This is a genomic window from uncultured Nisaea sp. (assembly GCF_963974195.1).
In the GTDB taxonomy this organism is placed as follows: Bacteria; Pseudomonadota; Alphaproteobacteria; order Thalassobaculales; family Thalassobaculaceae; genus Nisaea.
The window spans coordinates 17,303-38,849 of record NZ_CAXBDC010000037.1 but is presented as its reverse complement, the minus strand read 5'-3'; the positions used below and the strand labels follow the sequence as shown (position 1 = coordinate 38,849).

Sequence of the window (21,547 nt, the reverse complement as noted above, 5' to 3'; positions counted from 1 at the left end):
TCGATCTCGATCATCAGGTGTTCCTCTCAGAGCAACAGGGTGGCGCATTTTGCGCCCATTCCGATCCGTCTTCTGGACCACTACCTTAATGCAAACGCCCTGACCAGCAGACATTGGACACAGATCATGCCGACCATTCTCGTTCTCACCAGCAGCGCCCTCGGCGATGCTTCCACTTCCGGACTGCTTATCGACGAAGCGGTTGCGAAACTTCAGGCGCAACAACCGGGCGCGACGATTATCCGCCGCGATGTCGGTGGCTCCCCGCTGCCGCACCTTAACGAAAACACAGTCGGCATCATTCGCGGCGCCGAGGCGACGAATGACGAGCAGGTGGCCGCGAAAAAGCTGGCAGCCGAACTCGTTGGTGAATTGCAGGCGGCCGACACCGTACTGATCGGCGCGCCGATGTATAATTTCGGCATTACCTCGACCCTGAAGACATGGTTCGACCATGTGCTGCAGGCCGGCGTGACGTTCCGCTATACCGAGAACGGCCCGGAAGGTCTGCTGAACGGCAAGCGTGCGATCGTCGTCGAGACCCGGGGCGGTCTCTATAGCGAGGGTCCGGCCCAGGTGATGGATGCGCAGGAACCACACCTGCGCGGCATGCTCGGCTTCATCGGCATTTCCGACGTGACCTTCGTCCGGGCCGAGAAGCTCGCCTTTGGTGACGAGGCCCGGGAGGAATCCCTCACCGGTGCCCGCAAGGCACTGGATGGAGCGTTCGCGGCCGCTGCCTGATCCATTTGATACGAAGCCGCCGCCGGAGTGATCCGGCGGCGGCTTTTGTTTATCTGTTGTTCAGATACGCCTATTTTTTCAGGCGCGGTTTTTCGATGTTCGCGAGATCGCAATGCGCGTCCGCCATGGCGGAGAAATCCTGCTTGCCGAAGCCCCGGGCGCGGGCGGCGGTGAACATTTCCCGCGCGGCGGCGGCCATCGGCATCGGCACCTTGGCGGCGTTCGCGGCCTGGATGATCAGTGACAGATCCTTATGAGCCAGATCGATGGTGAAGCCCGGCGCGGTATCGCCTTTCAGTACCTTGTCCGGCCAGTTCACCTTGAGCTGACCGTTCACCGCTGTCGTGCCGTAGATCACGTCCAGAGTCCGTTCGAGATCGAGCCCGAAGCCCTGCGACAGGGCCAGCGCCTCGGCGTTGAACTGGCAGGAAGCGACGGCAAGGAAGTTGTTCACGAGCTTCGTGCGGGTTCCGGTGCCCACTCCGCCGCAGTGATAGACGGTGGTTCCCATGGCTTCGAGCATCGGCTTCACGCGCTCGAAATCTTCCGGCTCGGCACCGACCATGAAGAGGGATTCACCCCTATCCGCATGCTGGGCAAGACGGCCGACCGGTGCGTCGACAAAGCTCAGGCCTTTCGCTTTTGCCATAGCGGCGAGCTCGTCCGTCGTTTCCGGATCGACCGTGCTCATGTCGAGGATGAGAGCGCCTTTAGGGGCATTCGCGATGATTCCGTCCGGTCCGGCGACAACCTCGCGGACAACGGGCGAGTCCGGCAGCATGGTCACGATCACGTCGGACTTGCTGGCGACTTCGGCAACGGTCGCCGCGCTCGACGCCTGCAACAGTTCCAGTTCCTTTACCGCATCCTGATTGATGTCGTTGACGACAAGCCGGAAGCCCTTGCGGCAAAGGTTGGACGCCATCGGGCGTCCCATGCGGCCAAGTCCGATAAAACCGACATTCATTTGGTTTCTTCCTCCCAGAAGATGCCGAGACCGTGCGGCTGATCAGCCTTGCCGGTCTTCATGCACGTGATTGAGTGCGCCGGAGAGTTCCGCCGCTATCGATGGAAGAAGAATTACCACGCCACGGGGCGGGCGGTCACCGGCGGGAAAGTGCAGGGCTTTATTCCCAGGCGTCACGACCAGAGAGATTAATGCTCAGGCGCGATTTATCAGATCCCGTTCGTCCCGCCATGCCCACCAGCGGGACAGCAGGTCCGCCACCTTCCGGGAGAACGGTTTGAAGGGGACTTTCTTGAAGGGCAGATCGTCGAAGGCGGTCTCCGCGCCTTTCTCGCCGAGGATCCGGCGGGACAGCTTCATCGCGAAATAGAGGCTGCGGGTGACACCGGAGCCGCAATATCCGCCGGCAAGCCAGACTCCATCCTCGAAGCCGAGATGCGGGGAATGGTCGGGAGTGTAGGCAACGTCGCCGTACCAGACATGGGCGGTCCCGATGCCTTCAAGCTGCGGAAAAATCCGGAGGGACGCGGCCTGGATAGCGGCGGCGCGTTGCTCTGGCGTGCAGCCCGGCTCTCCCATGCGGCCGCCGAAGATGAAGCGCTTTCCATCGGGAGTGGGCCGGAACCACATGAAGATCCGGGCGGACTCCCCGAACATGCGGCTTTTCGGTGTCAGCTCGGCCATCAGCTCCGCCGGGATTTCCTCAGTGGCAATGGCACCGGTGCGGATCTGTACAACACGCTGATGCATCGCGTTTGAGCGGCGGTCGGCATAACCGTTGGTCGCGACCAGAACGTCTCGTGCCGTGACCACTTTACCGCTGCAGAAAATTTCCGTTTCGGTGCCGTTGCGGCGCATGCCCCGGACGGGGGTCGAGGGAAACAGCATGGCGCCGGCTTCGATGGCTTTCTCGGCCAGGGCGTTGGCCAGCTTGCGCGGATGGATGCCGCCATCGCGGTGATAGACCACCCCGCCATCGAAGAAATCCGTGCCGATCTCGGCCCGCTGGTTTTCCTTGGCTACCATCTCGAAGGGCAGGCCAACGGCCTTGTTCAGCCGCTCGCATTCCCGTGCTGTCGCATCATAGGCGGCAACGCTGCGGGCGCCACGGAAACGGCCGGTCATCTGCAGGTCGCACTCGAGCTTTTCTTCCGCGACGAAGCGTTCGAAATAATCGAGCGCGTTCATGCCTTCCTGCATGATCGCGTGGGCTTTCTTCTCGCCATACTCGGAGGTCAGTCCGGCAATGCCAAGCTGATGAAAGCTGGGGCCGACCATGCCGCCATTGCGGGACGAGCAGCCATGGCCGATCTCCTCCGCGTCGAAAACGGCGACGGAGCGTCCCGCCCGTGCGAGATGGATGGCCGAGGCAAGCCCGGTATATCCGGCGCCGACGATGGCGACGTCAACCCGCTCCGGCAGCGCGCTTTCGGCTGTGGTCCGGGCCGGGTCGGCGCTTGCGTTCCAGTAGATACTGTTGCTTGCCATGGTCTCTAGTCCTTAACGGTCCAGCTGTCCTTGTGCCTGGCGGTGGGGAAGCGGTCCTCAAGCCCAAGTTCCGCGATCCGTTCGATGCTTGCCTCGAAAAGATTGCGCATGATGGGCATGGTTTCCGGCTCCAGCGCAACACGGCGGATGGTGTCCTCGCGTCCCTGATAGGCTTCGTACAAGGCCCGCAGATCGGCAACGGCATCGGTGTGGGAGACGTCGATCCGGAGATCGTAGGTATCGATGCCGTGCTCTCCGGTGACGCGCAGGGCCGCCGAGCGGAGCGGGCCGAGGATCTCGCCGCCGCTGTCGCGCCCGGCTTCCAGAGCTTTCATCAGCCTCTCGGCAAGCGGCAGGGAGGGATCCCGGGTGAACGCGTCCGCCATCTTCTGGGGGACTTGCGGATTGGCGAGGATATTGCCGAGTGCGAGGCAGTTCCGGCCAACCGTGTGGGAGTAGATCGAATACATCCGGCGGCCGTGATAGGCGGCAGCCCTTCCGTCGGCATCGAGCGCGCCGATCTGGCGCCATTCGATATCGGCGGTGGAGGCGCAGACCTCCGAGACCACGGCATCCGCCGCGGTGCCCTTGGCCAGCAGGGAGATGCCGAGATCGCCGAGGCGGCTGTCGGTGCGGTGCTGGGACAGCATGGCGCCACGTCCGTGGGACAGGCGCACGCAGCGGGATCCGACGGCGAGATCGGATGTGGTGATGGCCGCGCCATAGCATCCCGTGCGCTCGCAGCGTCCGATAATCGAAAAGGTCATGTAGTCCCCCTTGGCTCCCGTCGGGCGGGATTATTTTCTCAGACGGGGTCGGTTGCCGGAAGCGGCACGCCCCTGTCCTCTGCTTCGAATTTTTCCCACATCGCCTCGGTCGCGGCCTGCGCTTCCATTACGGCGGCTTTCTCGTCGATGGTCAGCAGCTCCCGGTCCCGCATCAGGAACCGGCCGTCGACCATGGTATCGGTGACAAGGCCCGGGTGTCCGTAATGCACCAGATTGGAGATCGCGGAAAGCCGAGGTGTCATGGCGGGGGTCATCAGGTCGATCATTGCCAGGTCGGCCTTCATACCGGGCGCGATGTGACCGATGCCCGGATGGTCCAGCGCGCGGGCGGCATTCACGGTGGCGTAATTGAAGACATCGTTCGGCGTCGGCGTCACCGAGCGGCCATAGGCGCCGCGATGCACGGTCAGGCCGAGCTTCATGGCATGGAACATGTCCTCGGTCATGTTGTCGGTGCCGAGGGCGATATTCACGCCAGATTCGAGGATCGCCTTGATCGGCAGGCTGTGCGGCCCCTTGGCGGACATCGAGGCGGGGCAGTGGGCGAAATGCGTGCCGGTCTCTGCCAGTATCTGGACATCCTGTTCGGTGCAGAAGGTCCAGTGCACGGCCAGCAGATCGTCGCCGAGGAAATCATTGCGTTGGAGATATTCCGTCGAGGTGCAGCCATGCAGGCTCTCGACCTGTTTTTTCTCGCTGATGATCTGGCTGAGATGCACCGTGCGGCGCAGACCGTGCTGTCCGGCGAGCTTCTTCAGTTCCGCCAGCATCCAGGGACTGCAATTGTCCGGGGCGTGTGCGGAGATCATCACCCGGACGCGATCATCCTCGGTGCCGTGGAAGCGTTCGATCAGAGCGCGGGTGCGGGTGAGGAACGTCTCGCCGAAGTCCCGGTCGAACCGGTAGGTGCCGCTGCCGACTTCGGTTGTCACCGCATCGGCGCAGCTTTCCGCAAGCCAGAGCCGCATGCCGGTATCGATCATGGCGGGTGCGTAGTCGGCCACGTGGCGCAGCGGGTCGACCATGGTCGTGGTGCCGGAACGGATTGCCTCGGCGCAGGCAAGGCGGGCGATGGCCGCGCGTTCTTGCGGCTCAAGCAGATAGGAGGCCGGAACCATGTATTGATAGACGAGATTACCCTCGATATCCTCGACCGTCCCCCGCAGCACCAGCAACACCGCGTGGGTGTGGGCATTGATCAGGCCGGGGGTGACCAGCCGGTCGCTCATGTCGACGGGTTCGAAATCCGCGAAGTCGGTGCCGTTCAGACTCTCGGTTATGGCGGCGATCCGGCTGCCGTCGGTGGCGATATGGCCCCGGCGGATTTCGGGCTTTCCATCTGCGCCATGATGGACATAGCGCGCGTCACGCAGCAGCAATCGGGTCATGTCATGCGGTCTTCTTGCGCAGGGAAACGGCGACGGTGGCAATCAGGGAGAGGACAACGAGGAAGGTGGCGACCGCCGCGATGGTCGGATCGATACTCTCCTGAATGCCTTCCCAGATCTGCTTCGGCAGGGTGTTCACGTTACGGACGGTGAGAAACAGCACGCCGACGATTTCATCGAAGCTGACGATGAAGGCGAAGATGCCGCCGGTCAGCATGCCGGGGCGGATCGCCGGAACGATGACGGAGACCACCGTCTGCCAGACCGAGGCGCCGAGGCTGCGTGCAGCCTGGGTGATGCGGCGGTCAAGATTGGCCAACGCGGTGAAGACCGAGATCGAGACATAGGGCAGTGCCAGCAGGGTGTGGGCCAGAATGACGCCGAAATAGGTGTCGATCAGGTCGAGCTTTACCCAGAACCGGTAGAAACCGAGGGACTGAACCACGGGCGGTACCAGGATCGGCACGATCAGCACCCAGCGGGCAATGGTCGAAGCCCGGCTGGAAATCAGCCAGCAGCCGATGGAGAAAGCCGTGCCGAGCACGGTGGCGGCAAGGGCGACGGCGACACCGATCCAGATACTGGTCCAGGTCGCGCCGAGCCATTCGGCGGAGCTGAAATAGTTCTCGTAATGCTGCAACGACAGATGCTCTTTCGGCAGACCGATATAGCTGGTGTCGGTCAACGAGATCGGAATCACCACGAGCAGCGGCAACAGCAGGAACGCAAGGACGGCCCAGGCGCCGGTATTGAAGAAGATGCGGAACGGCGAGGTCTTCATCAGTTGCGCTCCAGCAGGGCGGATTTCAGGTTCACGAAGCGCGCCGCGATGAGCAGCACAAGCGCCGTCGCGACCAGCAGCGCGACGGAGAGCGCCGAGCCGAGGCCCCAGGCCAGGAATTCCTGGATCTGATAGGTGATGTATTCGGAGATCATCAGCACGCGGCCGCCGCCGAGCAGCGCCGGGGTGACGAAGAAGCCGAGCGAGAGCACGAAGACCAGCAGCGCGCCGGAGAACACACCGGGCAGCGTCTGCGGGAAATAGACCGCGCGGAAGGCCGTCCATTCGCTGGCGCCGAGGCCGCGGGCCGCATCCGTATAGGAACGGGAAATACCGCGCATGTTGGCCAGCATCGGCAGCACCGCGAAGGGCAGCATGACGTGGATCATGGCGATCAGAACGCCAAGTTCATTATGCATCAGGCGCAATGGGCTGGTGATCAGGCCGATATCGCGCAGGGTATCGTTCACCAGGCCGGACCGGCCAAGCAGGATGATCCAGCTGAAAGAGCGGATCAGCACGGAAACCCAGAACGGCAAAAGCACCAGTGCGAGCATGAGCGGCGTTAGCCGGGTGACGAAATTCGAGATCGCATAGGCGACGATATAGCCGAGCAGCAGGCAGCCGACGGTGGTGATGGCGGCCACGCGGAAGGTCAGGATGAAGCTGGTCTTGACCGCGTTCGACTCCGTCATCTTGACGTAGTTGCCAAAACCGGTCGCCGGTTCGGTGAAGGAAATCTCCCAGATGCCCAGTACGGGCAGGATGTAGAAGATTACCATGATGGCCAGCGCGGGCAGCACTAGCATCCAATAGCGGGTCTGGTCGTTCAGACGCGGCATGTCGGCTCCGGTCGGGGAAGGGGCATAAAGGAACGGGGCGGCTCCTGGAGGGAGGAACCGCCCCGCCCGCTCGGACGGGCTTAGTTGATAAGCGCGTCCACGTAGAGTTCTTCGGCCGAGATCTGGTTCTTCGCGTACCAGGTGTCGTTGTACATGATCTGGGTGGCCAGATTTGCCGGGCTGGACGGGTTCCATTTCTGGAAATCATCCGGCACCAGAGCCGCTGCCGCCGGGTTTGCCGGACCGCAACCGACGAGCTGAAGTCACTGGGCCTGCAGTTCCGGGTTCTGGGCGTGGGCGATGAACTTCATCACTTCTTCCGTACCGGCCGGGTTGTTCTTCGGGACGACCCAGATGCCAGGAGCGACGACGCCGCCGTTGAAGGTGACGGTGAAGCTGCCTTCTTCCATCTGGTCTTTCAGCAGGTGAGCGCGGGTCGACCAGATGTTACCGATGGAGACCTCTTCCTGCAGGAACAGGTTCTGACTGTCGCTGCCCGAACCCCAGACAATGACGTGCTCGCGGAGCTGACGGAAACGGTCGATGGAGGCCTTGATGCCGTCATCGGTGCCGAGAACGTCATAAACGTCCTTCGGAGCGACGCCCATGGACATCGTGGCGCTTTCCAGCATGCCGCGGACCGACTTGCGGAAGGTCCGCATGCCCGGGAAGTCCTTGACGTTCCAGACATCTTCCCAGCTCTGCGGGGTGTTGCCGCCGAGCAGTTTCGGGTTCGAGGCGAGAACATAGGAATAGACGTAGTTGGCAACGCCGTTGTTGTAGACGCCGCCTTCGAGAACCTTGGACTTGTCGACGATGTTGTAGTCGATCGGCTGGGTCACGCCCTGCTGTTCCAGGATCAGCGCCGAGCCGGCGCCGCTGTCGCAGAGATCCCAGACCACCGCGCCGCTTTCGACCATCGCGCGGATCTTGCCGGCGGAGGGGCCGGAGCCGTCAACGGTAACCTTGATACCGGTTTCCTTGGTGTAGGTATCGCACATGACTTCCTGGAGGATTTCCTTGGGTTTGCCCCCCCAGTTCACGACGATGATTTCCTTCGTCGCGGCCATGGTCTTGCCGCTGAGTGCCGGCAGGATGCCCAGCGCGCCCATTGCGGCAATGAAGCCACGGCGGGTCAGCAGGCCCTGTTTGTACCGCTCGACGGCGATATCGACGATATCGGCCTTGGCTTCAATGTCGGTTGTTTCGGTGATCTCGGTCATGTCTTTCTCCATGTGATGAAACCCTGTTTCTTGCTATTGCGAGGCTCTTTTATTCGGCCTCGAGAATGACGCAGGCATCCGTATCCCAGCCGAAGCTGAGTTGGAGGCCTGGAGTGGGGTCGATGCCGGATTTCCAGGTCGGGCAGGAAACCAGGATCTGACCCAGAACCGAATGTGTCAGGAGCACCTGGCAGCGTTCGCCGAGATAGCTCACCTGCTTGACCGTGCCGGTCAGGAGTTCCTTGCCGGGTTCAGCCAGCCGGATCCGCTCGGGACGGAGCGCGATCTCGGCGCTGTCCTTAACCGTTCCGGCATGGCCGGTTGCGTCCACGGGGAAGGCTTCGTCACCGGCAACGCATTCGATATGGTCGCCTTGGCGGCCCTTGATCTTCACGTTGAGGAAGTTCGATTTGCCAAGGAAGTCCGCGACAAAACGCGTGCGCGGCTTGTTGTAAAGCATGTCCGGGACGCCGGCCTGCTGGATCTTGCCGTCCTTCAGGATGACGATCCGGTCGGACATGGACAGGGCTTCGTCCTGATCGTGCGTCACGTAGATGAAGGTGACGCCGAGCTGGTCATGCAGGGCCTTCAGTTCCCACTGCAGGTCCGCACGCAGCTTCTTGTCGAGCGCGGAAAGCGGCTCGTCCAGCAGCAGGACCTGGGGTTTGAAGGAAAGCGCGCGGGCGAGGGCGATACGCTGTTGCTGGCCGCCGGAAAGCTGGCTCGGCATGCGGTCCGCGTAGGCGCCCATCTGTACCAGCTCGAGGCACTCGTCGACCCGCTCGTTGATCTCGCTCGCCGGGCGTTTGCGGACTTTCAGCGGAAAGCCGACATTCTGCCGCACGGTCATGGTCGGGAACAGGGCGTAGCCCTGGAAAACCATGCCGAAATCGCGATGTTCCGGCGGCTCTTTCGTGATGTCGCGGCCGCGCAGGGAAACATTGCCCTCGGTCAGGTCCGTGAAACCGGCAATCGCGGTCAGGAGCGTCGTCTTTCCCGAGCCCGACGGGCCCAGCAGGGTCAGAAACTCACCCTCCGCGACGTCCAGATCGACATGATCCAAGGCATGGACCGGGCCGTAGCGTTTGACCGAGTTTCGGATGGAAAGAATCGGATTGCTCATAGAGTGCAGGCGTCCCGTCTATATGGGTGGCCGGGAGCGGTTCGGCCAGGATCGGGACTGAGCAGACCATGTGAGTCTAAAACCTGAAAATAATAATTTGCTCAGATTTTATAACGTCAGATTATAGGTAATGGTTTGGCTGCTGGAATGTCGTGGTTTTTCAGAAAGTCGCTGAAGAACCCCTGGAACTGGAGCGCCAGATTCGAGGTGGGGAACAGGTTGCAGGAAATGCAGTGAATGCTGAGAGGCAATACCGGATGTGTCGGCCGGGCCGCGAGAGTGGTCAGGTCCCGGCCAATCAGGGCGAAGCTGTCGACAAGAGCGACCCCCAGACCGGAGATCGCCATTTCCAGGGCGGTTGCTGTATGCCGCACCTCGCAAAAATAGCGCCGTTCCAGTCCCTGCCTGGAGAAAACCGTATCGATGATCTGACCGAGCGGTGTGCCGGCGGCATAGGAAATATGCTTCACATGGTTCAGGTCGGTGACGTTCACCCGTTCCGACAAGGCCATTTCATGGTCCGTGGGGCAGACGCACATCATCCGTCCTTCGGCAACAGGGCGGACGGAAAGCATGGAGTGACGTGGCTGGGTGATCGAGAGAGCGAGATCCGCCCGCCCGCTGACCAGCTTCTCGATGATCTCGTCGATGCTGCCAAGTTCGATGGAGAGTTTCAGTTTCGGCTTGTTCTTGACGAACTCGGCGATCACACGGGGCAATATGCCATGGCCGATGGACGGGGTTACAACCAGATGCAGCCTGCCGACCGTGCCGCCGCGCAGCTCGTTGATGATGTTTTCAACCCGTTTCTGCTGCATGAAAAGATATTGCGCTTCCTGCGCGATATGCTGGGCTTCGCGGGTTGGTACCAGACGGCCCCGTTCCCGAACGAACAGCGGAAACCCGACCAGATCCTCGGTATGGCGAATCATGTTGCTGACTGCCGGCTGGCTGACATTCAACAGGTCCGCCGCCCGCGCCGTGGTGCCTACTTCGATGACGGCGCAGAGCACTTCTAGCTGGCGTGGATTGATCATCTCAATAATCTCACCTTATTTATCGGGGTCCTAAATTTATTTCACGGTGATACTTGGCTCGTCTAGCACTTCATGTGTCGGAGATGAAAAGGAGGGCTTACATGAGCCGGAAAGAAGTATTCGCCGTTGCCCAGATGGGTCCGGTTCACCTTCAGGATACGAAGGCACAAGTGGTTGCGCGCCTTATCGAAATGCTGCGCGAAGCCCATTCACACGGTGCCCGGTGGGTGACCTTTCCGGAACTGGCCCTGACCACGTTCTTCCCGCGTTATATCTACGACAGCCCGGAAGAATACGATGTCTTCTTCGAAGAGGGGCTGCCCTCTCCGGCGATGCTGCCGCTGTTCGAAGAAGCCAGATCATTCGGCATCGGCTTTTATCTCGGTTATGCGGAAAAGGTCGAAGAGGGCGGTCAGACCCGGCGTTTCAATACCTCGGTACTGGTCGGCCCGGATGGCACCATCCTCGGCAAATATCGCAAGATCCACCTGCCCGGAACGAAGGACCCGATCGGGGATCTTGAGTTCGAGCATCTGGAAAAGCGCTATTTCGAAGTCGGCGATCTCGGTTTCCCGGCATTCAAGACCCCGTCCGGCCGTTTCGGCATGTGCATCTGCAATGACCGGCGCTGGCCGGAAACGTTCCGGGTGATGGCGTTGCGCGGGGCAGAGGTCTTCATGCTCGGCTACAACACGCCGACGCGGAACATCCATCATCCGGAACCGGCCCATCTGCGGGAATTCCATAACCGGCTCAGCCTTGAAGCGGCGGCCTATCAGAACGGTGCCTGGGTCATGGCGGCGGCGAAATGCGGCTCCGAGGACGGCTTCGCGATGATCGGCGGCTCCGCCATCATGGCGCCGACCGGCGAGGTCGTGGCCCGCGCCGTTTCCGAGGATGACGAGGTCATTGCTTATAATTGCGACCTTGATCTGGGAGCCTATATCCGCCGGTCCGTCTTCGATTTCGCGCGGCATCGCCGGATCGAGCATTATGGACCGATTACCGCGCAAACAGGGATTGAGGTGACGGAATGACCTTTTCACTCGCAGGACGCTGCACGGAAACCGGCCGTATCGGTTTCGCCGTCGCCACCTCGTCCGTCTGCGTCGGTGCCCGTGTCGGTGCCATCGCCGAAGGGTGCGTCGTATTTTCCCAGGCCCGTACGGATCCGCGGCTGCACGCAGTCGGTATCGCGGCCTGGCAGCGGACCAAGGATGCGGCCGAGACACTCAAGGCCATGCGCGAGGCGGCAACGTCCGGACACTGGCGCCAGCTCGGCATACTGACCGCGAAAGGCGCGCCGCTGTATCATACCGGAGCATCCTGTCTCGATCATTGCGGCGGGCTTGAGGGTGCGAACAGCCTGGCGCTCGGCAATTTTCTCGGCTCAGCCGATGTCCTGCCGGAAATGGTCCGGGGTTTCGAAGAGGCCACGGGTTCGCTTGAAGAGCGTTTGCAGGCGGGAATGCTGGCCGGAGAGGCGGCGGGGAGCGAGCGTGAACCGCTGCAGTCGGCCGCGCTCAAGGTTCTTGGCAGCGAAGGTTTGATGGATGCGGATATCCGCGTCGATTTCTCGACCGATCCGTTGAAGGACCTTCGAACGCTTTGGCTGGACTGGGCTCCGAAGGCCGCGGCCTACCGGCTCCGGGCGATTGATCCGGATGCGGCGCCGTCGTCGGCCGAAGTCGAAGGCCGCCCGGCTTAACCGGAGGCTCGTTACAGGCTCACGCGGTGCGCGATGCGGGGAAGGTGATCGTCACCGTCGTGCCCTTGCCCGGCGCGCTGTCCACATCCATGCGTGCCTCGTGTGCCTCCACATGCGCCTTGACGATGGCGAGGCCGAGGCCGACCCCCTCGCGTGAACTGGTCATCGCTCCGGGGCGTTGCCAGAAAGGCTGGGTGATGCTCGCGAGCAGTTCCTGCGGAATGCCGATGCCATGATCCCGGACCAAGAACACGACCTGCCGCTCATCATCGAGCCAGCTCCGGATTGTGATTTCCGATCCGGACGCTGAGTATTTCACGGCGTTTGTCAGCAGGTTCTGAACGATCTGATAGAGCATCTGCGGATCGGCCCGAAGAGTGGGCAGTGTGTCGGACAGCTCGAGCTTGATGGTTGTTTCGTGTTCCTGCGCCGTCGGTGTCAGATCTGTAACGGCCGCATGGATTGTGTCGGTCAGGCTGGTCTCGGCATTCTCGATCCGGGACTGCAGTTTTTCCAGGCGGGCGAATTCGAGGATCTGCTCGATCATCCTGAGAAGCCGCGAGCCACTGTCCGAAATATCATTGGCATATTCGACATAGCGCGGGTTCCCGAGCGGGCCGAACGGCTCGCCGCGCATCATATCGGAAAAGCCGATGATCGCATTGAGAGGTGTGCGCAATTCGTGGCTCATATTGGCGAGGAATTCGGACTTGGCGAGGCTGGCCAGCTCGGCCTGCTCCTTTGCTGCCTGAAGTTCGATTTCCCGATGCTTGAGCTCCGTGATGTTCGAATAGACGCAAACCATGCCGCCTTCGGCCGTCGGGCGTTTGTCTATCCTGAACCACTGGCCGTCATCCGTTCTCAGCTCATAGGGTTCGAGGGCGGCGGCGAAATGGCGCTGACGATCATCGAACCAGGCTTTCGCTTTCGGGCTTCCTTCAAGGGTCTGGCCTCGGCACATGAGGTAGTGCTTCAGCAAGTCCGCATAGCCCACGCCCTGGACGGCGGCATCCCCGGCATCGCCGAGCATCTTGCGAAAATGATCGTTGCACAGGATCAGTTTACGGTCGGGTGAGTAGAGAACAAAGCCGTCGGAGATGGCATCAATGCCTTCGCGCAGGCGCTGCGAGGACCGTCTGGCGGACTCTTCGGCGGCCTTGCGGTCACTGATATCCCGCAGCACCAGAACAAAAACGCGGTCCCGGCCGGCAATGGATTCAGCCAGCGTGATCTCCGTCGGACGAGTGACGGAGGACGTCTCGTGATCCAGGATTTCCGCCTCAATCGTGGTGGGGGCGGCCGCTGTTTGCCGGAGCACGTCCGCCGGTGCCGCCGCAAGCCCCCGGGCCCAGTCCCCGGACAGGCGCCCGGCGATGGGTTGTCCGACGAGTTCTGGCGCGGGGAGACCGAATATATGGCCGGCGGCCCGGTTTGCCGTCCGGATCCTGGCGTTTTCGTCGATCGTTACAATGGCATCGAAACTGGCATCGACGACTTCCCGAAAGTAGGCGTCATGCTGCTTCAGCGCGGTTTCGTTGCGCCGGCGCCGGATAATCTCGCCGCGAAAATCGGCCAGCGCGAAATTCCCGGTCAGCAGAAGCACGGTAATGCCGGGGAAGCTGGCATCGATCAGGGCTCCGCCGGTGCCATAGGCGATAACCGAAGCCGTGATCAGGAGCACAACAAGGGCAAGCGCTATTGGTGGTTTCCAGGTCAGGGAAATGCGAGGCAGCAGCCAGATCAGAAGAAGCCCGAGGGCGAGTGCCGTGGCGACTTCCGCCGCGGTGAAGCTCCGGTCACGCAACGGTGTCCGGCCGGTGACAAGGGTGTCGATGGCGAGGGCCTGAAGATGCAGTCCCGACATGGTGTTGCCCATGCCGGTGCGGACTTTCTCGCCGATGCCGGAGGCTGATGTTCCGATGACGACGATCCGCCCGGCAAGTTCCTCGTTCGGTGCGCTATTCTGCAGGATCTCATAGGCTGAAAGTGTGCTGACCCGTTCGGGGGAGGCGGTGTCGATCCAGATCCGGCCCATATGATCCGTGGGTACGAACAATGGCCCAATCGATATTCCCGATACCCCCAATGGAGACGGGATCTCCAGCAACATGCTGCTCTGACCGAGCGCGATCCGTGCGGTTTCAAGGGCCAGGCCCGGAACGATTGTGTCGCCGACGGCGAAGGCGCCGGGAACGCGCCGGGCCGCACCGTCGGGTTCGGGCAGCAGATTGACAATTCCCTCGCCGACACTCGCCGGCCCGATAGGAGCCACGCTTTCCATCACGGCATCGATGCCTGGAAGGGCCATGGTTTCCGGATTGCCTCGGACAGCAAAGCGTCCCGGGCGGGAATGCACCGCTGCGGTGGAGCGTCCCGGTGTTTGGGCTGCCGAGGCGGTGACGGTCGGGATGGTCTGCATGACGGCTGCAAGCGCACTGTCGTAACTGCCAAGATCCGACAGACTGCGGCGAAGGTCCGGCTCCAGTCCGGGAAGCGTGACTGCCAGGGCTTCCGGCGACATGCGGTCAGGCTCTGAGAACAGGATATTGAAGACGACCATCGCCGCCCCGGCCTCGCGCAGCCGGTCCATAAGCTCTACAAAATATCTGCGCGGCCAGGGCCATTGGCCGAGATGGGCGAGGCTTTCATCATCGACGTCAACAACGATGACAGGGGAGGGCTCGGTGTGAGCGCTGTCCAGTTGAAGCAACAGATCGAAATCGGATAAGCGCAGGATCTGGACTGGAGTGACGTCCAGTACGCGCATCAGGATCAGCAGGACGAGCAATCCGCTGGCGATCAGCCGGCTTTGGCGGAGAAGTCGGCGCAGCTGCCCGTCTTCCGGGCCGTCAAGCCAGGGAAACTCGCTTTGTTCTTCAGGCTTCGGGAAGCCTGCGGTGCTGCGTCTGCTGCCTTCCATTCATGCCTCATGGAGGGCGCCATTGACGACCGGTATTGCGGTTGCCTCTGTGCGTACTCTCTGTTGTTGATCCGTCAGATTCCCGCCCGGACCCTAGCGCCAAGCAAGGCGCGCGTGAACCAGAATAGCAGGGGTGAAGTGGTTGCCGCGTTTTCGTTGGGGCTTTGCTGGAATAGTCCTGTCCCGGTTCCCCTATCGAATGACGATTTCAACGCGCCGGTTGCGGGGCTCGGACACGCCGTCAGCCGTGGGGACGATGGGCGCCCGCTCGCCGTAGGATTCCACCGTCAGCACATCTTCCGGCACGCCGAGATCCAGGACCTCCTGCGCGACGATACTGGCGCGATCCAGGGCGAGCTGGTCATTGAAGTTCGCCGAGCCGGAGCGGTCTGTATGTCCGGAAACCTCTACCTGCGGTAACTTCCGCTGACGGATGGCCTCCAGCACCGTGTCGAGCAGAACCCGGGATTCGGGGGTGAGAACATTGGTCCCCTGCTCGAAATGGAGCATGAAAGTCACCGGCGGGGTTGGGCCAGCGGCAATTGCGGCGCCGAAAACCACGCGGACATCATCCGGCGCGAAAGTACCGGTGGCCTGGGGGGAAGCATCCGCCCGGGCGACAAGGGCACTGGCCCGGGATGTGTCGAGCGTGACGGAGCCCTGCTGGTTCTCAACCCGGATGACGCCGAGCTTTCCGTCTTCTTCCGGCAGCAGGACAACCAGAGCGCCTTTGACGCTGGCTTCCACATCGGAGAGGGCGGCGAGGAACATCTCCCGGCACCGTGCGATGTCGTCCGGCTGATGACCTTCTTCGAGTTCCTGCATCCAGCAGTCGAAACCACCCTGGGCGCGGGCACTGCTTGACCCGGCAACCGAGCGTGCGCCTGCGGAGAACAGGGCGATCAGCCGGTCACGAGCCTGTTTGAGTTCTTGCTGGCCCGCCGGGTCCAGATCGCGCTGGTCCATCATCTCGGGCTCGATCAACTCGCCTTTGCCGGCCCGGATCGCCCGGTCATAGAACCGGGCTGTATCGGGCCAGTCATATTCGGCGCGTTCAAGATCGCCGAGTGCCACATATTCTCCGCTGAGGCTTTGCAGGAATTGGGAATCAGGGGGCGCCATGCCCGCCAGCTCATCCGTGTCATACGGGCCGATGGCGCAGGCGCTGACGGAGGTGGCCAGCAGCAATGCGGCAAAGCCGGACTTGATCGGGGCGCTATGTTTTGAAATAAGAGTCTGCACGGTCATGTTCTATTCCCCCGCGCCGGCCGGAACGCGGACCGCGAAGCGGGTTCCGCGAACGGCGATAACGGACAGCGGTGTCTCTATACGGGTTTTCTCGGGTGCGATATGGCCGATACGGCCGGACTGATAGACCATTGTGCCTTCCAGAATTTTCCCGAAAAAGCTGAAACTGTTGCGCTGCGGAGCGAACTCGAACTCCGCGAGCTCGAAACGGGAATTCGGGCCGAGGGAAATCAATGTGCCGTCATTCAGGGTGACGCCGAGTGCGCCGCTGGGGCCTGTCAGCAAGGTATCTTCACGCTGGACGTCCAACCCTTCGCTGGCGGGTGTTACCGTCGTTCCGCGTTGTACCGAGGCGTCGCCGCTGGCAACTTTGATTGTGCCGATAGCCGGGCCGGTCTCCTGGGCGGAAGCCGTGCTCATCAACAGGAAAAATACGAAAAAACCTGTCAAAAATCGCGTCATTCGGCCCCCCAGACCATAGTTCTGATTTTTGTATAGGAATAACCACTGGATTGTGCGGATGAAGGCCGAGTGCCGTCAAGCGCGCCTTGGGAAAAACTGTGGGTTTGTTATACAGCGAATAAGGGCTTTGAGCATGTGCTTGCTTTCTGACAAGAGCATCGCAAGCGGGGGCGGGATTACAGCATAATGCCTAAGGGCATTTTTCGGCTCTGAGGGGAGACTCAATTCGTGGAACTCACGCTTCGCAACGTTCGTCTCGCGGCGGAACCCGGTCACCTGCTCGATGTTGGCGTGCATGGCGGAAAAGTGGCTGCGATTGGCGGCGAGTTGCCGGATGGCGCCCGCACGCTCGATCTTGAAGGGCGTCTGCTGCTGCCGGGGTTCGTCGAGACCCACATGCATCTCGACAAATCCTGCATCCTGCACCGCTGCTCCTCCGAAAAAGGCGATCTGGCGGAGGCCATCAGCGAAGTCGCCCGGCTGAAATCGGGTTTCACCGAAGAGGACGTATCCGAAAGGGCGCAGCGGACGCTCCGTAAATGCGTGGTCAATGGCACCACCCGGATGCGGACCCATGTGGAAGTCGATCCGGTTATCGGCCTGCGTGGGCTGGAGGGTGTGAAACAGGCGATTGCCGCCTTTGCTTGGGCGATCGACGTTGAGATATGCGTTTTTCCGCAGGAAGGATTACTGAACAATCCGGGAACCGAAGAGCTGATGGTCGCGGCCCTGAAGGACGGTGCCGGATGTATCGGGGCAGCGCCTTACACAGACAGCGATCCGCACGGGCAGATTGACCGGGTCTTCGAGCTGGCGCGCGACTTCGATGTCGATATCGACATGCATCTCGATCTTGCCGCCGACCCGACGGAACTCGATGCGGAGTATGTCGCGCGCAAGGCTGATGAATATGGCTGGGGCGGCAGGGTTGCCATCGGCCACATCACGAAATTTGCCGCCATGCCGCCGGAGAGTTTCGACGCGCTGGCCCGGCGGCTTGCCGGGGCGGGCGTTGCGGTGACGGTCCTGCCATCGACGGATTTGTTTCTCATGCACCGGGATCACGATCACTCTGTCCCGCGCGGGGTCACGCCGCTGCACCGGATGCTCGGCCACGGGGTGAATTGCTCGCTCTCCACAAACAATGTGCTGAACCCGTTCACGCCCTATGGCGATTGCTCGCTGATCCGGATGGCCAATCTCTATGCCAACATCGCGCAGATCGGGCAGATGGATCTTCTGGCGGAGTGTCTGAACATGATCTCGACCCGGTCCGCCGCACTGATGAACCTGAAGGATTACGGCATTGAGGTCGGCAAGACCGCCGATCTCGTCGTGGTCGACGGCACGGACCCGGCCATGGTGGTGGCTGAACTGGCCCAGCCGATGTTTGTGTTCAAGGGGGGCAAGCAGACCGTAACGCGTGCCCTGCCGGAGCTGCACGCGCCACACGCCTGATCTTGTTCGATTACGCTTATTCGATCACCACGAAGGTGCGGACCTCGATGCTTTCCCTCGCTGGTGTATCGTCGGTCTGGGTCGGCAGGGGGAAGGCACTGTGCGGCGTGAATTGCGCGCGGCCGTCCTCAAGACTGTCCCAGCCCTTGATCAGCAGGGCCTCGTCCCGGGTCATCTCCGGCACATAATACCAGCGCTGATCCTTGTTATGGGACAGGTGGTAAATCTCCCCGACCCGGTCGGGGAAGACCTGATCGGTCGCTATCATGTCCGCCGCTTCGACGCTGGTCGCATCGGCAAGGGCGAGGGGGGAGCGCTGCACAGGTCCCCGGATCGGCCGCCAGACATTTACCTGGACGATGCGTGCGCCGGACTTCAGCAGACGATCGAATTCCTCGGCGCCCAGTACATCGCGGGCGCGTTGCGGGCCGCTCTTTGCCGTGTAATCGACATGGATGCGCGATGCCGGGCCACGATTGCCGTCCTTGTTGCTGGCACCGTTCCCGCTATCCGAACGGCGGGTGGCGTCGAAAACGGCAACATGACTGGCACCGTATTCCCGTGTGAGCAGGCTGCGGATTTCATCGTAATAGGCCGTTTCAACCGCATTGTCGTCGTACAGATCGGCGACGTCCGTGGGGGCGGTTCTGAATGCGAAGCCTTCCTTGTCGAGGGTGAACGCGTCGGCATGCGGCCGCAGATCTGCAACCAGTACCTCATGCTCCTCGACTGCGAACCGGAAGTCCGGCGCGCCGCCCGTGTATGCCGTGTGATAAAGGGCTGGCTTCTCCGCCTGCGGCACGATGAATGTCAGCGGGGCCACGACATTCACGGCATTTTCCGAAGCTGGTTTACTGATGTGGTCCTGAACAACATTCGCCATCATTCGTCTCCTCTTGGCCGCCGCATGCGGCCCGTTGTGATGGCAATTCAGATAGGCCTGAAAGGCGCAGGACACAAAAGAGAAGAATTCAAGATGACTTGAGAAAAATTCAAGAGAGTGAAGTCAGGATGCGTCGGGCGTGGACATGGGGGCTGGATGGCTCGTCTTTGCCTGTTCCTGCAGCCAGCGCTTCACCCGCAATGTGCGTGCGGGAGGAGGGATGTTTGCCGGCAGGCAAAGATAGAAGGCGGCTCCGGAAGAGGCTGTTGCGCCGAAAGGTGTAACCAGAGTGCCCCTGGCGAGGCGTTCCTCGATATAGGGGGAGCGCCCGATGGTGATGCCATGCCCGGCTTCGGCGACCTGCAATCCCTGCTCTATCGCGTCGAGTTCCAGCGCGCCTCTCAGATCCGGTGGGGCAAGGCCGCGTGCCTTGGCCCATTCCTGCCATTCGTCGGGAATGCTGCGGATGACGATCAAGCGCGATCGCTTCAGCACGTCTTCGATGTTCCCCGCGCCATCCGGCACGTATCCCGGCGCGGCGACGGGGGTGGCGTGATCGTCGAAGAGGAAGGTTTTATCGACATTCTGCCAGTTTCCGCGACCATATCTGATGGCAATGTCCACCTGGTCGCGTTCAAGGTCGATGACCCGTGTTGTCGGCACCAGCTGTATGTCGAGATCGGGGTTCGTGGCTTCGAATGCCCCGAGGCGGGGAAGCAGCCATGTCGCGGCCATCGAGGTTGGTAATGTCAGCCGGACAATGGCCCGGCCGTCGGACGGCAGAACAGCTTCGGTCGCAGCTTCGAGCTCCCGGAGCGCGGGATCTATCCGGGCGAGATACCGGGCCCCGGTTTCCGTCAGGACAAGGCGCCGGCTCGAGCGGTCGAACAATTGTGCCCGCAGCAGGGTTTCCAGTTGCCGGATCTGGTGACTGATTGCCGATTCCGTGACGCCAAGTGCGGCGGCGGCATCCACAAGCCGGTTATGTGACGCCGCGGCCCGGAATGCGAGCAGCGAGCGAAAGGGGGGAAGGCGGGTATCATGCGCGGCCATTTGTGAAAATTACCTCAAGTCACGCGTGATGCCGAGGCTTTCCTTGAGGCGAGACGGCCTGAAGAGGGGCCGATTGCGCGAATTTGATTTTTAGGCGGGTTTTTTAAGTAAATTTTATTCTTGGACAGCGGTGAAATTCAGGGAAACAATTTTCAGCGGACAGGAGATTCACACGGTATTCTAGATTGTATGGAATCTCCGCCATCAATAGGTGGCCATGTTTGAAACTGGGTGAAGCTTGGATAGAACATCAGGCTATGAGCGAAGAATTTCGGGGAATCTGGGATACCGGACTTAAGCTTGAAAGTCCGCTCTTGCGCGCGTTTCTCTCCTATTGGCGCGGCAAGGCTGGACCAGAAGGCCTGCCAGCGCGGAGCGATTTTGACCCGGTGGAAATGAAACGCTTTCTGGGGAACCTTTTTCTGGTTGTTCCGGAAAAAGGGGCGGATGATTTTCGCTATAGCCTGATTGGCACGAAGATTACCGATCACGTCGGTATCGATAATACCGGCAGAACCGTTGGTGACGTATTCGGCAAGCCCGGCCTTGAGCTGTATCGTTCGGTTCGGGACGAGCGGCGGCCGATCAGGGTTCATGGCTTCGTGGAATGGCGGCAAAAGGAATTTCTCTCTTACGAGAGTGTCATTCTTCCGCTTTCGGACGATGCAGTGAACGTAAACCACTTTGTCGGAGCAATGGTCTTCGGCGCGGCGGAGGACTGACCTGGAAACGGTCTGATACAACGCAATCGCACGGACCATTCTGTGCGCGGGTCTATTCTGTGTGCCGTCAAATGTCTTTGATGCCGGCCAGCTCGACAACAGTAAGAACATGCGTGACGGAGTTGTCCGGGCCGGAAAAGGGCAGAATGACTTCATCGAATTTTCGGAATTGGGTCTGCGGGCCGACATATTCCACAGGACGGCGCACGGGCCGTCCGGACTGGACGGCTTCGCGGAAGTTTCTGATCAGTGGACCGTCCGGCTCTATATGGGGGAGTTCCCGCATCCGGCGGCCCGTGTAGTTCTCGAAGAAGAACGACCGGACAACGTCGCCAATGACCCTGAAACGGAAATCCTGACCTCCGTCAATGACATCCATGAAAATCACATGAGGCAGGAGTTTCGGAATATGACAGGGGTCGAATGCCTCGCGCCTTGGCGTGCGCGTGTCGCCGCCAAGGCGGCCCCAATAAGAAAGGGCTTCATTTACCATGCTGTTTGTCATGATCAACTTGATGCCTGGAACGGCGTGAGTGGCGTGTTATTCGTCAGAGAGGGCACTGTCGCTGAAAAAGATTTCGAATTTGATAACGCCATAAAAGTGCGCTGCGGCCCCCCGTGGCGCGTGCCGGTGAGGGCTGTATGAACACGATTTGAGCGTTCGATTGAAATTTCAGGCCGTCAAAAATTCACCATTCGAAAGCCAATTTGA

21 protein-coding genes are annotated in these 21,547 nt (G+C 61.1%); 6 read left to right on the top strand and 15 right to left on the bottom strand.

Going from position 1 to position 21,547, the window contains the following annotated elements; genetic code table 11:
• Positions 1 to 126 precede the first annotated feature (126 nt).
• The gene (locus tag AAC126_RS10235) at positions 127 to 744 is read left to right on the top strand and encodes an FMN-dependent NADH-azoreductase (protein WP_339852957.1); all 618 of its coding nucleotides are present in this window, start codon (positions 127 to 129) and stop codon (positions 742 to 744) included.
• A gap of 70 nt (positions 745 to 814) precedes the next feature.
• Here the strand turns inward: AAC126_RS10235 and AAC126_RS10230 are convergent, their stop codons facing one another.
• From AAC126_RS10230 to AAC126_RS10185, 10 genes are all read right to left on the bottom strand, one after another.
• Entirely contained in the window at positions 815 to 1,711 is an 897-nt protein-coding gene (locus AAC126_RS10230) for an NAD(P)-binding domain-containing protein (RefSeq protein ID WP_339852955.1), read from the bottom strand.
• 195 nt (positions 1,712 to 1,906) lie between these two features.
• Positions 1,907 to 3,199 carry an FAD-dependent oxidoreductase gene (locus AAC126_RS10225; RefSeq protein WP_339852953.1) on the bottom strand — a complete coding sequence of 431 codons (1,293 nt, stop codon included), beginning with the start codon at positions 3,197 to 3,199 and terminating at the stop codon, positions 1,907 to 1,909.
• 5 nt (positions 3,200 to 3,204) lie between these two features.
• Positions 3,205 to 3,966, bottom strand: a complete 762-nt coding sequence (locus AAC126_RS10220; protein ID WP_339852951.1) for a DUF1028 domain-containing protein — start codon at positions 3,964 to 3,966, stop codon at positions 3,205 to 3,207.
• Between the two features lie 38 nt (positions 3,967 to 4,004).
• Entirely contained in the window at positions 4,005 to 5,375 is a 1,371-nt protein-coding gene (locus tag AAC126_RS10215) for an amidohydrolase family protein (protein WP_339852948.1), read from the bottom strand.
• 1 nt (position 5,376) lies between these two features.
• On the bottom strand, positions 5,377 to 6,156 hold the full coding sequence (locus AAC126_RS10210; RefSeq protein ID WP_339852945.1) for an ABC transporter permease: 780 nt from the start codon (positions 6,154 to 6,156) through the stop codon (positions 5,377 to 5,379).
• Entirely contained in the window at positions 6,156 to 6,998 is an 843-nt protein-coding gene (locus tag AAC126_RS10205) for an ABC transporter permease (protein WP_339852943.1), read from the bottom strand. The genes AAC126_RS10210 and AAC126_RS10205 overlap by 1 nt, the downstream gene beginning before the upstream one ends.
• An 80-nt stretch (positions 6,999 to 7,078) precedes the next feature.
• Entirely contained in the window at positions 7,079 to 7,213 is a 135-nt protein-coding gene (locus AAC126_RS10200) for a hypothetical protein (protein WP_339852940.1), read from the bottom strand.
• Between the two features lie 48 nt (positions 7,214 to 7,261).
• The gene (locus AAC126_RS10195; protein WP_339852937.1) at positions 7,262 to 8,221 is read right to left on the bottom strand and encodes an extracellular solute-binding protein; all 960 of its coding nucleotides are present in this window, start codon (positions 8,219 to 8,221) and stop codon (positions 7,262 to 7,264) included.
• Positions 8,222 to 8,270: 49 nt separating this feature from the next.
• Entirely contained in the window at positions 8,271 to 9,344 is a 1,074-nt protein-coding gene (locus tag AAC126_RS10190; protein ID WP_339852935.1) for an ABC transporter ATP-binding protein, read from the bottom strand.
• Positions 9,345 to 9,460: 116 nt separating this feature from the next.
• Entirely contained in the window at positions 9,461 to 10,381 is a 921-nt protein-coding gene (locus tag AAC126_RS10185; RefSeq protein WP_339852932.1) for a LysR family transcriptional regulator, read from the bottom strand.
• A gap of 101 nt (positions 10,382 to 10,482) precedes the next feature.
• Between AAC126_RS10185 and AAC126_RS10180 the strand changes: the two genes are divergently transcribed.
• Together AAC126_RS10180 and AAC126_RS10175 are read left to right on the top strand one after the other, a co-directional pair.
• Positions 10,483 to 11,418: an N-carbamoyl-D-amino-acid hydrolase gene (locus tag AAC126_RS10180; RefSeq protein WP_339852930.1), complete on the top strand. Its 936-nt coding sequence runs from the start codon at positions 10,483 to 10,485 to the stop codon at positions 11,416 to 11,418.
• On the top strand, positions 11,415 to 12,089 hold the full coding sequence (locus tag AAC126_RS10175) for a DUF1028 domain-containing protein (protein ID WP_339852927.1): 675 nt from the start codon (positions 11,415 to 11,417) through the stop codon (positions 12,087 to 12,089). The genes AAC126_RS10180 and AAC126_RS10175 overlap by 4 nt, the downstream gene beginning before the upstream one ends.
• Positions 12,090 to 12,108: 19 nt before the next feature.
• Here AAC126_RS10175 and AAC126_RS10170 read toward each other — a convergent pair whose 3' ends face one another.
• The 3 genes from AAC126_RS10170 to AAC126_RS10160 form a co-directional block, all read right to left on the bottom strand.
• On the bottom strand, positions 12,109 to 15,009 hold the full coding sequence (locus AAC126_RS10170) for a CHASE2 domain-containing protein (protein WP_339852926.1): 2,901 nt from the start codon (positions 15,007 to 15,009) through the stop codon (positions 12,109 to 12,111).
• 192 nt (positions 15,010 to 15,201) lie between these two features.
• Entirely contained in the window at positions 15,202 to 16,257 is a 1,056-nt protein-coding gene (locus AAC126_RS10165) for an OmpA family protein (protein WP_339852923.1), read from the bottom strand.
• Between the two features lie 3 nt (positions 16,258 to 16,260).
• Positions 16,261 to 16,719 carry a FecR domain-containing protein gene (locus AAC126_RS10160; protein WP_339852920.1) on the bottom strand — a complete coding sequence of 153 codons (459 nt, stop codon included), beginning with the start codon at positions 16,717 to 16,719 and terminating at the stop codon, positions 16,261 to 16,263.
• Between the two features lie 228 nt (positions 16,720 to 16,947).
• Between AAC126_RS10160 and AAC126_RS10155 the strand changes: the two genes are divergently transcribed.
• Positions 16,948 to 18,177: an amidohydrolase family protein gene (locus AAC126_RS10155; RefSeq protein WP_339852917.1), complete on the top strand. Its 1,230-nt coding sequence runs from the start codon at positions 16,948 to 16,950 to the stop codon at positions 18,175 to 18,177.
• A gap of 16 nt (positions 18,178 to 18,193) precedes the next feature.
• On the opposite strand, the gene AAC126_RS10150 is transcribed toward AAC126_RS10155, so the two are convergent.
• Together AAC126_RS10150 and AAC126_RS10145 are read right to left on the bottom strand one after the other, a co-directional pair.
• On the bottom strand, positions 18,194 to 19,060 hold the full coding sequence (locus AAC126_RS10150; RefSeq protein ID WP_339852914.1) for a CmcJ/NvfI family oxidoreductase: 867 nt from the start codon (positions 19,058 to 19,060) through the stop codon (positions 18,194 to 18,196).
• A 123-nt stretch (positions 19,061 to 19,183) separates the two neighbouring features.
• On the bottom strand, positions 19,184 to 20,113 hold the full coding sequence (locus tag AAC126_RS10145; protein ID WP_339852912.1) for a LysR substrate-binding domain-containing protein: 930 nt from the start codon (positions 20,111 to 20,113) through the stop codon (positions 19,184 to 19,186).
• 221 nt (positions 20,114 to 20,334) lie between these two features.
• On the opposite strand from AAC126_RS10145, the gene AAC126_RS10140 reads away from it, so the two are divergent.
• Together AAC126_RS10140 and AAC126_RS10135 are read left to right on the top strand one after the other, a co-directional pair.
• Positions 20,335 to 20,835 (top strand): PAS domain-containing protein, encoded by a 501-nt coding sequence (locus tag AAC126_RS10140; protein ID WP_339852910.1) that lies wholly within the window; start codon positions 20,335 to 20,337, stop codon positions 20,833 to 20,835.
• Positions 20,836 to 20,896: 61 nt separating this feature from the next.
• Positions 20,897 to 21,481, top strand: a complete 585-nt coding sequence (locus AAC126_RS10135) for a hypothetical protein (protein WP_339852907.1) — start codon at positions 20,897 to 20,899, stop codon at positions 21,479 to 21,481.
• Positions 21,482 to 21,547 lie beyond the last annotated feature (66 nt).

What these genes read in the sequence shown, in the direction of transcription:
- AAC126_RS10235 (WP_339852957.1), top strand. Translation starts at nt 127, where the DNA reads ATGCCGACCATTCTCGTTCTCACCAGCAGCGCCCTCGGCGATGCTTCC.
- AAC126_RS10165 (WP_339852923.1), bottom strand. Translation starts at nt 16,257, where the DNA reads ATGACCGTGCAGACTCTTATTTCAAAACATAGCGCCCCGATCAAGTCC.
- AAC126_RS10170 (WP_339852926.1), bottom strand. Translation starts at nt 15,009, where the DNA reads ATGGAAGGCAGCAGACGCAGCACCGCAGGCTTCCCGAAGCCTGAAGAA.
- AAC126_RS10190 (WP_339852935.1), bottom strand. Translation starts at nt 9,344, where the DNA reads ATGAGCAATCCGATTCTTTCCATCCGAAACTCGGTCAAACGCTACGGC.
- AAC126_RS10215 (WP_339852948.1), bottom strand. Translation starts at nt 5,375, where the DNA reads ATGACCCGATTGCTGCTGCGTGACGCGCGCTATGTCCATCATGGCGCA.
- AAC126_RS10180 (WP_339852930.1), top strand. Translation starts at nt 10,483, where the DNA reads ATGAGCCGGAAAGAAGTATTCGCCGTTGCCCAGATGGGTCCGGTTCAC.
- AAC126_RS10230 (WP_339852955.1), bottom strand. Translation starts at nt 1,711, where the DNA reads ATGAATGTCGGTTTTATCGGACTTGGCCGCATGGGACGCCCGATGGCG.
- AAC126_RS10225 (WP_339852953.1), bottom strand. Translation starts at nt 3,199, where the DNA reads ATGGCAAGCAACAGTATCTACTGGAACGCAAGCGCCGACCCGGCCCGG.
- AAC126_RS10210 (WP_339852945.1), bottom strand. Translation starts at nt 6,156, where the DNA reads ATGAAGACCTCGCCGTTCCGCATCTTCTTCAATACCGGCGCCTGGGCC.
- AAC126_RS10150 (WP_339852914.1), bottom strand. Translation starts at nt 19,060, where the DNA reads ATGGCGAATGTTGTTCAGGACCACATCAGTAAACCAGCTTCGGAAAAT.
- AAC126_RS10205 (WP_339852943.1), bottom strand. Translation starts at nt 6,998, where the DNA reads ATGCCGCGTCTGAACGACCAGACCCGCTATTGGATGCTAGTGCTGCCC.
- AAC126_RS10160 (WP_339852920.1), bottom strand. Translation starts at nt 16,719, where the DNA reads ATGACGCGATTTTTGACAGGTTTTTTCGTATTTTTCCTGTTGATGAGC.
- AAC126_RS10185 (WP_339852932.1), bottom strand. Translation starts at nt 10,381, where the DNA reads ATGATCAATCCACGCCAGCTAGAAGTGCTCTGCGCCGTCATCGAAGTA.
- AAC126_RS10220 (WP_339852951.1), bottom strand. Translation starts at nt 3,966, where the DNA reads ATGACCTTTTCGATTATCGGACGCTGCGAGCGCACGGGATGCTATGGC.
- AAC126_RS10145 (WP_339852912.1), bottom strand. Translation starts at nt 20,113, where the DNA reads ATGGCCGCGCATGATACCCGCCTTCCCCCCTTTCGCTCGCTGCTCGCA.
- AAC126_RS10175 (WP_339852927.1), top strand. Translation starts at nt 11,415, where the DNA reads ATGACCTTTTCACTCGCAGGACGCTGCACGGAAACCGGCCGTATCGGT.
- AAC126_RS10195 (WP_339852937.1), bottom strand. Translation starts at nt 8,221, where the DNA reads ATGACCGAGATCACCGAAACAACCGACATTGAAGCCAAGGCCGATATC.